This window comes from Niallia circulans NBRC 13626 (assembly GCF_001591585.1).
GTDB lineage: Bacteria > Bacillota > Bacilli > Bacillales > Cytobacillaceae > Niallia > Niallia circulans.
Genome location: NZ_BCVE01000002.1, coordinates 139,899 through 154,999, shown reverse-complemented (window position 1 = coordinate 154,999; position 15,101 = coordinate 139,899). Strand labels below are relative to the sequence as shown.

Here is a 15,101-nt window from a genome sequence, read left to right as displayed (position 1 = left end):
AAGTGTTGGTTTTAGTTAACAGGAGGAATAAAAAATGGATTTATTAACAAAAACGAGAAAAATAAACGCAATGTTACAAAGAGCTGCTGGAAAACCAGTTAATTTCAAAGAAATGTCTGAAACTTTAAGCGATGTTATCGAAGCAAATATCTTTGTTGTTAGCAGAAGAGGAAAATTATTAGGTTTTGCAGTTAACCAGCAAATTGAAAATGATCGTATGAAAAAAATGCTTGAAGATCGTCAATTCCCTGAGGAATACACAAATAGCTTGTTTAATATTCAAACAACTTCTAGTAATTTAGAAATTGAAAGTGAATATACTGCTTTCCCAGTTGAAAATAAAGAATTATTTGCAAAAGGGTTAACAACTATCGTACCAATTATTGGTGGAGGAGAAAGATTAGGAACATTAATTCTTGCAAGATTACAAGAACAATTCCACGATGATGATTTGATTCTTGCTGAATATGGTGCTACTGTTGTTGGAATGGAAATTCTTCGAGAAAAAGCAGAAGAAATTGAAGAAGAAGCAAGAAGTAAAGCGGTTGTTCAAATGGCAATCAGTTCACTATCCTATAGTGAATTAGAAGCTATTGAGCATATTTTTGAAGAATTAAACGGAAGTGAAGGCTTGCTAGTCGCTTCTAAAATTGCAGACCGAGTTGGAATTACAAGATCTGTAATTGTTAACGCATTACGTAAATTAGAAAGTGCTGGTGTTATTGAGTCTCGTTCATTAGGAATGAAAGGTACTTATATTAAAGTACTTAACGATAAATTCTTATTAGAACTTGAAAAGTTAAAAACAAATAAGTAAGGATAAATTATTATCCATTGTAAAAAACCTTTTCCTTTTATAGAAAAGGTTTTTTTTACGTGACGAAAAATGAGAGTTTTTTTTAACCATCAATCGATAGCTAATAAGTTATGTACATATTATTCGACATAAACCGCATATTTTCCATTTATTTTTCATTTACATTACAGTATGACAAAAGGTATATTAAATCAGATAGAAGAAAAAGGGTAACGTTTAGTAAGTTATGACTATGAAAATAGTAACAATGACGCAGTGAAAAATCGCTTTTTATCCTTTTTTAAGATGATTAAAACCAAATATTAACTAAAATAGGTAAAAAGAATCACTAAAATTCTCCTCTTTTCCATGGACATATTATTACAAATTAATTAAAATAAAAGCTATCATGTAAAAAAAACGTCATCAAAAAACAAAATTCAACAATTTTTTCTCAAAATGATTGCTCGAGGTGTGATGAAGTGAAACTTTTCTCAAATACAATAACTACTTTAGAAAATGCAATTAATTATTCGAATCAAAAGCAAAAAGTAATCTCACAAAATATTGCAAATGTTGACACGCCTAATTATAAAGCAAAGACTGTAACTTTTAAAGATTCGTTATCTAGTGCATTGAATGCTAATGTAACGAATAGTAAGCATATTCCTTTTTCTGCTGCTAATACTGCTTCATCAGCTGTCGTTACAAAGAATGGAGTTACTTACAATAACAGTGGGAATAGTGTCGATATGGAAAAAGAGATGGCAGACCTTGCGACAAACCAAATCTATTACAACGCATTAATAGATCGAATTAGCGGAAAATTTAGTTCCCTTGAAAATGTAATTAGAGGAGGTAAGTAATAAAAATGACCATTTTTGCTAGTATAAATACTACTGCCTCTGCTTTAACCGCTCAACGGCTAAGAATGGATGTTATTTCATCTAATATGGCAAATGTTGATACAACAAGAGGCAGATTAGTAAATGGTGAGTGGGAGCCATATAAAAGAAAACAAGTAGTGTTTCAAGAACAAGAAGGATCATTTGCCTCTCATTTAAATGCTGCAAGAGGGAATAGCGGGAACCCTGCAGGTGGTGTGAAGGTATCACGTATTGTAGAAGATGATACACCGTTTGAAATGGTGTATGATCCGGAGAACCCAGAAGCGGACGCAACAGGATATGTTCGTATGCCCAATGTGGACCCTTTACGAGAGACGGTTGATTTAATGAGTGCTTCAAGATCGTATGAAGCTAATGTGACTGTTTTAAATGCATCAAAAAGTATGTTAATGAAAACATTAGAAATCGGTAAATAAAACAAAAAGGAGTACTTAAATGGAACCAATTAATTTTTCACCTGTATCATCTGCATTACCGTTAACAAATACGGCAACAAGTAATAAGACCTCTGCAGCAGATACGCAAAAAAGTTTTGCTTCGTTTCTAAAAGAATCAATTAACAATGTGAATCAAGCGCAAAATGAATCAGATGTGCTAACAAATAAGTTAGCAAGAGGAGAAAACGTTGATTTATCTCAGGTGATGATTGCCTCGCAAAAAGCAAGCATTACCATGCAAGCTACGTTAGAAATTCGCAATAAGGCAGTAGAAGCTTATCAGGAAATTATGCGAATGCCAGTTTAATGTAAGGCTGTTTTCTATAATGGTTACTTTTTACAAGAAAACGAAGGTGCTTCTCTGCTTTAGGCAATTAAGTGTCCATGCCGTTAAAGAGAAGACAGTTAATATAAAAGATGGGCGGTTTATACCTAAACAAATTACGGTAGCCGGGGGAAGAAAATGAAAGAGAATCTAAATAAAATATTTAATCCTTTAAAAGAGTTTTGGCAAAGTCGTTCTAAAAAGCAAAAGACTGTTATAACGGGCAGCGGACTTTTGCTTATTCTATTTGCTGTGTTTGCGACTTATTTTTTCACAAGAGTAACGTTAGTGCCGCTATACAGTAATTTAACACCTTCTGAAACGGGAGCTATTAAAGAGAGTCTAGATAGTAAAGGGGTAACTTCTGAAATATCAGGTGGCGGTACCGTGATTAGTGTTCCAGAGGAAGTAGTCGATACATTAAAAGTACAACTTGCAGCAGAAGGAATTCCTAAGTCCGGTAGCATTGATTATTCCTTTTTTAGTCAGAATGCGAGCTTTGGTATGACAGATAACGAATTTAATGTCTTAAAATTAGATGCCCTGCAGACAGAAATTGCTAATTTAATAAAGAGTGTTGAAGGAATTAATGATGCCAATGTTGTTATTACATTACCAGAAGAAAGTGTATTTGTTTCAGATCAAGGGGGAGAAGCTACAGCATCGATTGTATTAAATACAAAGCCTGGCTATAACTTCTCTGAAAATCAAATAAAAGGGTTATATACACTCGTGTCCAAAAGTGTACCAAACCTTCCTACAGATAATATCGTCATTACTAATCAAGATTTTGAGTATTTTGACTTAAATTCTTCAGATAATTCTGCGACAGATACTTTTACTGCGCAAAACAATGTGAAAAAGCAGATTGAACGTGATATTCAAAGACAGGTTCAAACAATGCTAGGAACGTTAATGGGACCAGATAAAGTTGTAGTGTCAGTTACTGCTGATATAGACTTTACCCAAGAAAACCGAGAAGAAAACCTAGTTACGCCAGTTGATGAAGAAAATATGGCGGGAATTGAAATAAGTGCACAAAATATTACAGAAACATATACCGGTGAAAATGCTGCCGGTGGAGTTGTACAGGCAGAAGACGATGCCGATGTAACTACTTATAATACAGAAACAGGATCGGGAAATGGCGACTATGAAAAAGTCGAACAAACCGTTAATAGTGAAGTTAATCGTATAAAAAAACAAATTGTGGAAAGTCCCTATAAAATTCGTGATTTAGGTATTCAAGTAATGGTAGAGCCGCCTGATGCAAATGATACTACTTCCTTACCACAGGAAAGTATTGATGATATCTCTAACATATTGGGGACAATTGTTAGAACTTCGATAGATAAAACATCAACAGGCGGAGAACTAACAGATGAGGATATCCAAAGTAAGATTGCTGTGTCTGTTCAACCATTTAAAGGTAAAAAACAAGCAACAGAGGTTGCTCAAACATCAATCCCGTGGTGGATTTATGCCGTTGGAGGAGGTTTACTTGCAGTTATTATTCTATTAATCTTCTTCGTTATGAGAGCGAGAAAGAATAAACAGGAAGAAGAAGTAGAAGAAATTATTCAGCCAGTTACTTCAGTAGCAGATATTAATGAGGAACAACAAGAATCAGAAGGAACAATAAGACGAAAACAGCTTGAAAAAATGGCTAAAGAAAAACCAGAGGAATTTGCAAAATTACTTCGTACATGGATTACGGAAGATTAAGGGGTGATGTAGATGGCAAGAAAAGAATCAAATGAGTTAACTGGAAAACAGAAAGCTGCCATTCTCCTTATATCGCTAGGTCCTGATGTTGCAGCTTCGGTTTATAAGCATTTAAGTGAGGAAGAAATTGAGAAACTATCTTTAGAAATATCAGGAGTTAGAAAGGTAGAGAATACTTCTAAAGAAAGTGTTTTAGAAGAATTTCATAATATCGCACTTGCTCAAGACTATATTTCTCAAGGTGGTATAGGATATGCAAAAACGGTCTTAGAAAAGGCTCTTGGAGCAGAACAAGCATCCATTATTTTAAATAGGCTTACTTCTTCTCTGCAAGTAAGACCTTTTGATTTTGCCAGAAAAGCAGAGCCGAACCAAATATTAAATTTTATTCAAAATGAACATCCACAGACAATTGCGCTAATTTTATCTTACTTGGATCCCACTCAGGCAGGTCTCATCTTGTCTGAGCTTCCACAGGAAGTGCAAGCTGATATTGCAAGAAGAATTGCTGTAATGGACAGTACTTCACCAGAAATTATTAACGAAGTCGAGCAAATATTAGAAAGAAAATTATCGAGCACTGTTACGCAAGATTATACACAAACTGGTGGTATTGAAGCGGTAGTTGAAGTACTAAATGGAGTCGATAGAGCAACAGAACGCACTATTTTAGACGCACTCGAAATCCAAGATCCAGAATTAGCAGAAGAAATTAAAAAGAGAATGTTTGTCTTTGAAGATATCGTTACATTGGATAATAGAGCAATTCAAAGAATTATTCGTGATTGTGAAAATGAAGATCTTATGCTTGCACTTAAGGTATCTGGAGATGAAGTGAAAGAGATTGTTTATGGCAACATGTCTACTAGAATGGCTGAGTCCTTTAAAGAAGAGATGGAATTTATGGGACCTGTACGCTTGAAGGATGTAGAAGAAGCACAATCAAGAATTGTTGGGATTATCAGACGTCTTGAGGACGCTGGCGAAATCGTAGTTGCCCGTGGCGGAGGAGATGATATCATTGTCTAGATTAATAAAGTCAAGATACTCAAAGCCAGAGACTGCTACAGAGAAGGTTATTTCGATTAAATATATAGATACCTTCAATACGGAGATGGATCTTTCTAGGGAAGTTACACAAGCCGAGTACAACAGGATAGTAGAGTCAGCATGGGAAGAAGCAGAAGAGTTGAAAGCCCAAGCATTGGAAGAAGCCGAACTTATACGAATACAGCTTTCGGAAGAAAGACAGAACTGGGATATAGAAAAAGCAAGTTTAATAGAAGAAGCGAGGAAAAATGGTTTTCAAGCAGGTTACGAAGAAGGTCAAAATGTTGGATATAACGAAATGCTAAGTTTTATTCAACAAGCGAAAGACACAGTAACAGCATCAAAAGAGGATTATGAAAAATACTTACAATCTGCCGAAACTACTATTTTGGAGCTCGCGATTGAAGTTGCTGAAAAAATTATGAATAACAAGATAAAGGAAGAGGAAGAAAATTTCCTTTATCTTGTACAAAATGCTTTAAAAGAAGTAAGGAAACAGAAGGAAATACAGTTACATGTTAGTCCTATCCATTATGAAATGCTAGTAGCAGAAAAAGAGGAATTGTTACAACTATTCCCGATAAAGCCAAATCTTTTCATTTTTCCTGATGAAACGATTGATGAAAATGCTTGTATTATCGAAACGGCAAATGGGCGTTTAGATGCAAGTGTTGATACGCAATTGCTTATGATTAAAAGTAAGTTACTTGAAATATTGGAGAGTGAAGAAGGGTGAAAGCACTAGAGTTACTAAGCTCGATTTCGTCCATTGACACTTATAAGCAATATGGCCGTGTGAAAAAAGTTGTAGGGTTAATGATTGAATCACAAGGACCTGAGAGCTCTATCGGTGATGTATGTAATATCCACATTGGTACAAAGCATAAACGAATTATCAAGGCAGAAGTTGTAGGATTTAACGAGGGAAATATCATTTTAATGCCATATACAACTGTCCAAGATATATCACCAGGCTGTTTAGTAGAAGCGTCTTCTGAGCCATTAGAAATTAAGGTGGGTCCAGGATTAATAGGCACTGCTGTGGATGCATTAGGAATGCCTTTAGACGGATCGGTGTTACCAAAAGGGTTAAAGTCTGTTCCAATTGACCAAGAGCCTCCTAATCCAATGACAAGACCACCAATTTCCCAGTCGATGGAAGTAGGAGTTCGATTAATTGATGGACTTTTAACAGTTGGCACTGGACAAAGACTTGGGATTTTTGCAGGTAGTGGTGTTGGGAAAAGTACATTGCTAGGGATGATTGCAAGAAATACGAAAGCAGATTTAAATGTGATTGCCCTGATAGGGGAACGCGGTAGAGAAGTACGAGAATTTATTGAACGGGACTTAGGGCCAGAGGGGCTGAAGCGATCGATAGTTGTTGTTGCAACATCTGATCAGCCAGCTTTAATGAGAATCAAGGGTGCATATACAGCTACTGCTATTGCCGAATATTTTCGAGACAAAGGATTAAATGTCATGTTAATGATGGATTCTGTTACTCGGGTTGCAATGGCACAAAGAGAAGTAGGACTAGCTATTGGCGAACCGCCGACGACAAAAGGATATACCCCTTCTGTATTTGCTATTTTACCAAAACTCCTAGAAAGAACGGGAACGAACGAATTTGGAAGTATAACAGCCTTTTATACCGTGTTGGTTGATGGGGATGATATGAATGAACCGATTGCAGATACCGTACGCGGGATTTTAGATGGGCATTATGTCTTAGACCGAGCACTTGCCAATAAAGGGCAATATCCTGCTGTGAATGTCTTAAAAAGTGTAAGCCGTGTGATGAATCATATTGTCTCAAAAGAACATGTAAAAGCAGCCGAGCGATTACGAGATCTTTTGAGTACTTATATGAATTCGGAAGATTTAATCAATATAGGTGCTTATAAAAAGGGTTCTTCTAAAGAGATTGATACAGCAATGAGGTTATATCCTAGCATCCTATCTTATATAAAGCAGGAAACAGACGAAAAGGTTTCAATTGAGGAGAGTCTTCATTCCTTATTAACTTTAGTTGGAACAGAGGGATAAAAGATGAGCTATCAATTTAAATTCGAAAAGATTTTAACGATTCGCGAAAGAGAAAAAGAAGAAGCAAGCTCTGCTTATAATCAATCAGTAAACAGATTTGAAGAGGCAGCTGAAAATCTTTATGAGCTGTTGAAAAGAAAGGAAGATCTGGAAGCATATCAAGCAGAAAAAATGATGTCCGGATTATCGGTTCAAGAGATTAGACACCATCAGCATTTCGTGGGCAATTTAGAAAAAACAATTGAACATGCACAAAAGATGGTGCACAATGCCCGAAATTCAATGGTCTATTTTCAAGAGAAAATGCTTGAAAAAAACATGGAAGTAAAAAAATTTGTGAAAATAAAGGAAAAAGACCATTCGAATTATTTGGCAATAGCAAGAGCAGAAGAGGCCAAGCAAATGGATGATATTTCCCTTCAACAATACATGCAACATGAAAAGGTAGGTGGCTAAATGGAAAATTCATGGGAAGAAAAAAAGAAGCCATTTAATTTTTTTCAACGAATTCTTATGGTTGCAGTTATTCCGACAATATTTGCAATTATTGTTCTTGTTCTTTTGCTTATGTATTCAGGAGCAGATGTTGCAGAGAAAGGAAAAGAGTTATTAAATGCAATTCCTTTTCTGAGTGAAGAAAAAAAATCTACCGATAAATTACTAGAAAATAATAAAAATACAATTAGCTCTTTACAAACAAAGCTAAAAGAACGAGATAAAGAAATAAAGTCACTGGAGTCACAATTAGAAAATAGTGAAAATAGATTTCAATCTGCCAATTCGGAAAAAGAGAAGCTGCAGAGTGAGTTACAGTCTCTCCAATCCGCCCAAGAGGAAACAAAGAAAGCGGTGGATGAGATTGTCAAAACATATGAAACAATGTCCCCGAAAAATGCAGCAGCTATTTTATCAGAAATGAGCGAAAAGGAAGCAATGAAAATTTTAGGTGAACTTAAACCAGCAAAACTTGCTTCGGTATTAGAGAAAATGGAGCCTTCTGTCGCTTCAAAATATACAGAGCTGCTATCGAAATCAGCAACAGCAAATCATTAAAATTTAAATTCGCTTGAAAGGGGGTGAAAAATTGCAACTAGAGCTGACTAATTCATTAAAGAAAATCGAATCGACAAGCGGCGCTCAAGGGAAAGTAAGAGGAAAAGTAGATGGAAAGTTTTTATCTTTGATAAATGACTTAAAAACGACTTATCAGCACAGTAGTCCTGCGCAAACAAATACTAACTATAAAGAAGATATAAATCAGCTTTTAGCCATATTGTCCAGCTCTTCTGAAGATGGAAATCTCCAACAAAAGATTGATACAGAAACAATGGTTACGGGAATAGATGCTGATCAAATCCAAATAAATCTTGAATATTTATTGGCTAATTACCAACAATTTTCTCAAGGCGAAGGGATAGTAGATATAGATGAATCCAATATGGCTGCTAAGTTAGCTGAGTTATTTGTGAATCTAGAGAATAAGATAGCTCACGAATTAAAGATAGCAATTAATATGAAATTAGAGCCTGATATGTTTAAGGATACTGAATTATCTACCTTGCTTACTGATTTGAAATTACTGGAACGGACAGTAAAGGAATTACCGGATAAGTCTATTGAAGAAAAAGTTACTGAATCCATAGAATATTTGCAAGGGTTTATGATTTCATTAAAGCAGTTCTTAGAGCAGGACGGCTCTAATATGATGAAAAATGATTCACAAAAGATGGAAAAATTGTGGGGCGAAAGAGAGAAATACAGATTTCCTGCAGTTGATACAAAACAAACTGCAATGCAAAATTTTGCATCACAAGAAAATAAAAATATTCTTTTTAGAGAAGCTAACACGATTGAAATTAATTCGGAATTGAAATCTATTATTTCTTCTATTCTATCAAAAATAGATATGCAGACTAATGAGAAAAAAACAGTAGCTGTACAAAAAGTAATCAATCCAGTAATGGTTAGTTTCTTAAGAAAATCTGAGGAAAATACCCTTTCAAGTACAGAAGTAAAAAAAACTGCCCAAGTAAGTCATGGAGATACTGATTCAAAAGTAATTTCAACTATACAAAATAACATCTTTAAGCAGCACCCACTCACGTTATTAACTGATTCTGGTGAGCTGGCCGCTCCTAAAAATGTTGAAGATCAATTTGCTAAATTATTAGCTAAAAGTACGTTTATAAAAACTGGAGACATACAGAAGCTTTCCATGCGGTTGGCACCTGATCATTTAGGATCTATTCGAATTGAGATTACTCAAAATGAAGGAAATATGATTGCCCGAATTATTACTGCAAATACTGAGGCGAAAGACGTATTAGACAAACAACTTACTAGTTTGAAACATGGATTATCCGCACAGAATTTGCAAGTAGATAAAATAGATATTGTTGTTTCTTCACACCCACAAGAGAGGCTGCAAAGAGAACAGCAACAGCAGCAAGAACAACAGCAGCCACATCCGCAAAGAGACAAGAAAGATGCAGATGATGAAGAGGATAAACGAAAAGCTTCTTTTTTTGAGGAGTTATTAAATTTTGAAGTATAGAGGAGCAAGTACCGATGGCAAATACAATAAATGACCCTTCTCTCTCTTTATCAGAATACCAGAAAACGAAATCTAATACTTCCACAGGCAGCTCATCGCTAGGAAAAGATGATTTCTTGAAAATTTTAATTACACAACTACAAAACCAAGATCCAACAAGTCCGATGGATGATAAAGAGTTTATCGCACAAATGGCACAGTTTTCAAGCTTGGAACAAATGCAAAATTTAAATACTGCGATGACTAATTTAATCTCGCTGCAAACTCAGTCGAACCTTATCTCATACGGACAATTTATTGGTCAAGAAGTAAATTGGAGCAAAGTAGAAACTGATAAAGCTGGGAACGACAAAACATATTCTGGTACTGGAAAAATAAGTTCTATTGCTTATTCTGAAGATAGTGTGATTTTCACATTGGAAGATGGAACAAAGGTTATGCCTGCTAACATCTCAAGTATGAGTAGAAATAATTCGGAAAATAATCTTGTACTAGCAAGCCAATTAATTGGAAAAAAAGTTTCTTATTTGGATGATAAAGAGAAAGAAGTAAGTAATAAAGTTCTATCTGTGTCATTAAAAAATGGACAAATACAACTAACATTAGGTGATGATGCAGAAACGAAAATTACTTCAGGACAAATTATAAAAATTGAATAGGAAGTGATTAAATGGATAAGCAAGTTTATCCTTCCATAAAATCACATGCTGCTATTAAGAACGGTATAGATGCGATTAAATCAAAGGCTGCAGTGCATAAAGCACAAAACATTACATCCTTTTCTACTCATTTACAACAGTCTATTTCTTCTTTAAACACATTGAACATTAGTAAACATGCTAATGAAAGGCTTCAACAACGAGGAATTAAGATAGATGCTGCTAAATGGAAGGCAATCGAGGAAAAGGTTACCGAGGCAAAGAAAATGGGCATAAAGGAATCTCTAGTACTGTTAAATAACGCTGCCTTAATTGTAAGTGCAAAAAATAATACAGTAATCACGGCAATGGATCGTGAAGAAGTGACAGACCATATTTTTACCAATATTAATGGAACAATCATAATGAATTAAGAGGCTGGACCAAAAATGGAGGCCGATAACTGCTGAGTGATAGAGGCAGTTTATTCGAAGGGAGATTATAAACAAATGTTACGTTCATTATATTCAGGGATAAGTGGAATGAAAAACTTTCAAACAAAATTAGATGTTATTGGGAATAATATCTCAAATGTAAATACTTATGGTTTTAAAAAAGGACGAACAACATTCAGTGATTTGATTAGTCAAACAGTTTCTGGTGCAACTGCCCCTGCAAATGGAAATGGAGGGACGAATTCAAAGCAAATCGGGTTAGGATCTCAGCTAGCTTCAATTGATACAGTTCATACTCAAGGACCTACACAATATACAGGCAGAGGGCTTGATTTGGCGATTTCTGGTGAAGGCTATTTTGTAGTAGAAGATGGAGGGGGTAATCCATTTTATACTAGAGCAGGAAACTTTTACTTTGATGAAAACCGAAATATTGTTACGTCGAGTGGACTTAAAGTGTCTGGTGTAGGTACTATTCCAGCCTCAGCAAAAAGCTATAGCATAGGCACGGATGGAACCATTACTTATGTTGATGAAAACGGAGAAACACAAAATGCTGGACAAATCGTACTTGCGAAGTTTAATAATCCAGAAGGGTTAGAGAAAGTAGGCGGGAATATATTTCAGGTTTCTAATAACTCTGGAGATCCTATTTTATCTACTCCAGGTCAAGCAGGTACTGGATCAGTTAATAGTAGTTACCTAGAAATGTCAAATGTTGACCTATCGGAAGAATTCACAGATATGATCGTTTCTCAAAGAGGTTTTCAGGCAAATACAAAAATCATTACAACTTCTGATGAAATTCTTCAAGAATTAGTTAATTTAAAACGATAATTTAATTGGAGGGATAGGGGTTATTCGTAAGGCTAGCCCCTAATAAAAAAATGATACAGTTAACTCGACTAAATGGAAAAAAGTTTTTACTTAATGCTTTATTTATTGAAACAGTCGAATCTTTTCCTGATACAACGATAACTTTAACAAATGGAAATAAATTTGTTGTTAAAGAAAGTGAAGAGGATGTATTAGAGAAAATGAATCATTTTTATCAAAAAGTGAACCTCTTCGGATTACCACATGTGGGAGAGAAAGACGATGAAGAATAATAAAGTTGTTATTATAATGCTCGTTTTATTATTAGTTATTACACTGGCAGGAGCAGGAGCTTTCATTTATATTTGGAAATTTACTGGCGAGCAAAAGACAAATGAACCTTCGATTGACGAAATCTTGGAATCTTCAGTGGATATTGAGGAGATGACGACAAATTTAGCTTCTAATAATTTCATCCGAATATCCTTTAAGATTCAGACAGATAGTAAGGAAGCGAAGGAAGAATTAGAAAAGAGAGATTTTCAAGTTAAGAATATTATTATTCAAGAATTATCTGAGAAAAAAACAGAAGATTTAAAAGGGAAAAATGGTCAAATTAAATTAGAGAATGATCTTAAGGATAAAATTAATGAACTGATGCAAGAAGGCAAAGTAGTCCAAGTTTATATTGTAAACTCTCTACTCCAATAAAATAAAAGAGAATAGATGGAGGTGAGTAATTTTGTCAGCTGATATTTTATCCCAAAATGAAATAGATGCCCTGCTTTCGGCTTTATCATCTGGTGAAATGGATGCAGATGAGCTGAAAAAAGAGCAACAGGAAAAAAAGATTAAGGTATATGATTTTAAAAGAGCATTACGGTTTTCGAAGGATCAAATTCGAAGTTTAACAAGAATTCATGAAAATTATGCTAGATTATTAACAACTTTTTTCTCAGCACAATTAAGGACATATGTGCAAATATCTGTTACATCAGCAGATCAAATTCCATACGAAGAGTTCATTCGTTCGATTCCGAAAATGACTATTTTAAATGTATTCGATGTTCCGCCACTTGAAGGCAGAATCTTGATGGAAGTAAATCCTAATATTGCCTATGCCATGATGGATCGAATGATGGGCGGAAGAGGCAGCAGTATAAATAAAGTGGAAAATTTGACAGAAATTGAAACGAAAATTATGTCAAATACATTCGAAAGTGCCTTTGATCATTTTAGAGAGGCAATGGAAGATTTAGTGGATATTGAACCAAGTCTTGCTGAATTCGAAGTAAATCCACAGTTTTTACAAATGGTTTCTCCTAATGAAACGGTTGTAGTAATTTCCTTAAGTACTACGATTGGGGAAACAAGTGGAATGATAAATATTTGTATTCCGCATGTGGTGCTAGAGCCGATTATTCCGAAGCTATCCGGGCATTACTGGATGCAGGCAGAGAAAAAGGAAAGGTTACCTGAATTTACTGCTCGTTTAGAAGAAAATATTCAGCAATCGATTGTGCCGGTTGTCGCTGAACTTGGTACTTCTGATATTTCCATCCAGGATTTTTTAATGTTGGACATTGGAGATGTTATTGAAATGAATCAAACGATACAACAGCCCTTAATCATTAAAGTTGGAGAGATCCCTAAATTTATTGGACAACCTGGTAAATTAAATAAAAAAATGGCTGTTCAAGTCTTAGGAACTTTAGAGGAGGGGAAGGAAGATGGTGAGTAAGGATATGCTTTCACAAGATGAAATTGATGCTCTCTTAAGGGGAGATAGTGATACAAATGATAGTCCTGAAATGGATGTAGAAAAGTATTTATCAGATATAGAGAAAGATACGTTAGGAGAAATCGGAAATATATCCTTTGGTAGCTCTGCGACAGCTCTGTCTACGTTATTAAATCAGAAAGTAGATATTACGACACCTACCGTAAGCGTAATATCCAAGAATATGCTGTCTGACGAGTTTCCCCAACCTTATGTCGCAATAAGAGTTAATTATACAGAAGGATTTTCGGGTATGAATTTACTTGTTATTGAACAAACAGATGCAGCTGTTATTGCTGATTTGATGCTTGGGGGAGATGGATTAAATGCCAATCCTGAAATGTTAGGAGAAATCCAGCTAAGCGCAGTGCAAGAAGCGATGAACCAAATGATGGGCTCTGCTGCAACTTCCATGTCTACTATTTTTAGCAAAAAAGTAGATATTTCTCCACCAAGTATCGATATTTTAAACATTCATGATGGAGAAGGAACTGAGTCGATTCCGGATGAAGACGTCTTAGCTAAAATTTCTTTTCGAATTAAAATCGGGGATTTAATAGATTCGAAGATCATGCAAGTGTTACAGCTTTCTTTTGCGAAAAAGTTAGTAGAAGGATTAATAAATCCTAATAATAATGAAGAAGAAGTTTCCAATATTTCCGAAGTGGATTATAATTCAGTATATGAGCCAAAAGAACCAATGCAAGAGTCACAAGCGACAGCTAATTATCAAACAGTTTCAAATCCAATGGCAAATAATCCTGTTAATACTAGTTCTCATCCAGCAAATGTGACTCAGCAGCAATATTTTGGTTCAGGAAATCATACACAGGGCCCGCCACCGAATGTGCAGCCTGCAGGTTTTTCTAGTTTTGATACACCGACTTCAACAGTTACAGAAACAAAGAACTTGGATATGCTACTAGACATACCATTACAAGTAACGGTTGAGCTTGGCAGAACGAAGCGATCTGTTAAGGAAATTCTAGAGTTGTCTTCAGGCTCTATTATTGAATTAGACAAGTTAGCAGGAGAACCTGTTGATATTCTTGTAAATAACCGATTGGTTGCACAAGGGGAAGTAGTGGTAATTGATGAGAATTTCGGTGTGCGTGTAACTGATATTGTTAGTCAAAAGGATCGATTAAAGAATTTAAAATAATTTTTGGGGGTTTTGAGGAATATGGCACAGAAAATATTAATCGTTGATGACGCCGCTTTTATGCGAATGATGATTAAGGATATTTTATCGAAGAATGGGTATGAAATCGTAGGAGAAGCTGCCGATGGTATGCAAGCAATTGAAAAATATAAAGAAACACAACCAGATCTAGTAACAATGGATATTACCATGCCAGAAATGGATGGAATTACTGCCTTAAAAGAAATTAAAAATATTAATCCAAATGCGAAAGTTATTATGTGTTCAGCAATGGGACAACAAGCAATGGTTATTGATGCAATCCAAGCTGGTGCAAAAGATTTTATTGTTAAGCCATTCCAGGCAGATCGCGTATTGGAAGCTATCAGTAAAACATTAGGCTAAAAATTAAATTAGAGGGTGCCGA

At 35.2% G+C, this 15,101-nt stretch carries 19 protein-coding genes; all 19 read left to right on the top strand.

Going from position 1 to position 15,101, the window contains the following annotated elements; all coding sequences use genetic code 11:
* Positions 1–34 precede the first annotated feature (34 nt).
* The 19 genes from codY (at position 35) to BCI01S_RS03120 (ending at position 15,079) form a co-directional block, all read left to right on the top strand.
* The gene (gene codY / locus BCI01S_RS03210) at positions 35–817 is read left to right on the top strand and encodes a GTP-sensing pleiotropic transcriptional regulator CodY (RefSeq protein ID WP_047939996.1); all 783 of its coding nucleotides are present in this window, start codon (positions 35–37) and stop codon (positions 815–817) included.
* A gap of 461 nt (positions 818–1,278) precedes the next feature.
* A complete protein-coding gene (flgB, locus tag BCI01S_RS03205) occupies positions 1,279–1,662 on the top strand; it encodes a flagellar basal body rod protein FlgB (protein ID WP_061796702.1) in 384 nt (127 codons plus the stop codon).
* A gap of 5 nt (positions 1,663–1,667) precedes the next feature.
* Entirely contained in the window at positions 1,668–2,120 is a 453-nt protein-coding gene (flgC, locus tag BCI01S_RS03200) for a flagellar basal body rod protein FlgC (RefSeq protein ID WP_047939998.1), read from the top strand.
* A gap of 19 nt (positions 2,121–2,139) precedes the next feature.
* Positions 2,140–2,448, top strand: coding sequence for a flagellar hook-basal body complex protein FliE (fliE, locus tag BCI01S_RS03195; protein WP_047939999.1), 309 nt, complete (start codon positions 2,140–2,142; stop codon positions 2,446–2,448).
* Positions 2,449–2,604: 156 nt separating this feature from the next.
* Positions 2,605–4,191, top strand: a complete 1,587-nt coding sequence (gene fliF / locus BCI01S_RS03190) for a flagellar basal-body MS-ring/collar protein FliF (protein WP_061796700.1) — start codon at positions 2,605–2,607, stop codon at positions 4,189–4,191.
* A gap of 12 nt (positions 4,192–4,203) precedes the next feature.
* Positions 4,204–5,220: a flagellar motor switch protein FliG gene (fliG, locus tag BCI01S_RS03185; RefSeq protein WP_047940001.1), complete on the top strand. Its 1,017-nt coding sequence runs from the start codon at positions 4,204–4,206 to the stop codon at positions 5,218–5,220.
* The gene (fliH, locus tag BCI01S_RS03180; RefSeq protein WP_047940002.1) at positions 5,213–5,977 is read left to right on the top strand and encodes a flagellar assembly protein FliH; all 765 of its coding nucleotides are present in this window, start codon (positions 5,213–5,215) and stop codon (positions 5,975–5,977) included. Before fliG ends, fliH begins: the two co-directional genes overlap by 8 nt.
* A complete protein-coding gene (gene fliI, locus BCI01S_RS03175) occupies positions 5,974–7,290 on the top strand; it encodes a flagellar protein export ATPase FliI (protein WP_061796694.1) in 1,317 nt (438 codons plus the stop codon). The genes fliH and fliI overlap by 4 nt, the downstream gene beginning before the upstream one ends.
* 3 nt (positions 7,291–7,293) lie before the next feature.
* Positions 7,294–7,746 carry a flagellar export protein FliJ gene (gene fliJ, locus BCI01S_RS03170; protein ID WP_047940004.1) on the top strand — a complete coding sequence of 151 codons (453 nt, stop codon included), beginning with the start codon at positions 7,294–7,296 and terminating at the stop codon, positions 7,744–7,746.
* Positions 7,747–8,343 (top strand): MotE family protein, encoded by a 597-nt coding sequence (locus BCI01S_RS03165; protein WP_047940005.1) that lies wholly within the window; start codon positions 7,747–7,749, stop codon positions 8,341–8,343.
* Between the two features lie 31 nt (positions 8,344–8,374).
* Positions 8,375–9,844 carry a flagellar hook-length control protein FliK gene (locus BCI01S_RS03160; protein ID WP_061796689.1) on the top strand — a complete coding sequence of 490 codons (1,470 nt, stop codon included), beginning with the start codon at positions 8,375–8,377 and terminating at the stop codon, positions 9,842–9,844.
* Between the two features lie 14 nt (positions 9,845–9,858).
* Positions 9,859–10,503, top strand: a complete 645-nt coding sequence (gene flgD / locus BCI01S_RS03155) for a flagellar hook assembly protein FlgD (RefSeq protein WP_047940007.1) — start codon at positions 9,859–9,861, stop codon at positions 10,501–10,503.
* Between the two features lie 11 nt (positions 10,504–10,514).
* Positions 10,515–10,916: a TIGR02530 family flagellar biosynthesis protein gene (locus BCI01S_RS03150; protein ID WP_047940008.1), complete on the top strand. Its 402-nt coding sequence runs from the start codon at positions 10,515–10,517 to the stop codon at positions 10,914–10,916.
* A gap of 75 nt (positions 10,917–10,991) precedes the next feature.
* Positions 10,992–11,774: a flagellar basal body rod protein FlgG gene (flgG, locus tag BCI01S_RS03145; protein ID WP_047940272.1), complete on the top strand. Its 783-nt coding sequence runs from the start codon at positions 10,992–10,994 to the stop codon at positions 11,772–11,774.
* Between the two features lie 50 nt (positions 11,775–11,824).
* The gene (locus tag BCI01S_RS03140) at positions 11,825–12,046 is read left to right on the top strand and encodes a flagellar FlbD family protein (protein WP_047940009.1); all 222 of its coding nucleotides are present in this window, start codon (positions 11,825–11,827) and stop codon (positions 12,044–12,046) included.
* Positions 12,036–12,464, top strand: coding sequence for a flagellar basal body-associated protein FliL (fliL, locus tag BCI01S_RS03135; RefSeq protein ID WP_047940010.1), 429 nt, complete (start codon positions 12,036–12,038; stop codon positions 12,462–12,464). The genes BCI01S_RS03140 and fliL overlap by 11 nt, the downstream gene beginning before the upstream one ends.
* Before the next feature lie 31 nt (positions 12,465–12,495).
* Positions 12,496–13,494, top strand: a complete 999-nt coding sequence (gene fliM, locus BCI01S_RS03130) for a flagellar motor switch protein FliM (protein WP_047940011.1) — start codon at positions 12,496–12,498, stop codon at positions 13,492–13,494.
* Positions 13,484–14,695 carry a flagellar motor switch phosphatase FliY gene (gene fliY / locus BCI01S_RS03125; RefSeq protein WP_047940012.1) on the top strand — a complete coding sequence of 404 codons (1,212 nt, stop codon included), beginning with the start codon at positions 13,484–13,486 and terminating at the stop codon, positions 14,693–14,695. The genes fliM and fliY overlap by 11 nt, the downstream gene beginning before the upstream one ends.
* A gap of 21 nt (positions 14,696–14,716) precedes the next feature.
* Positions 14,717–15,079, top strand: coding sequence for a response regulator (locus BCI01S_RS03120; protein ID WP_016201134.1), 363 nt, complete (start codon positions 14,717–14,719; stop codon positions 15,077–15,079).
* Positions 15,080–15,101 lie beyond the last annotated feature (22 nt).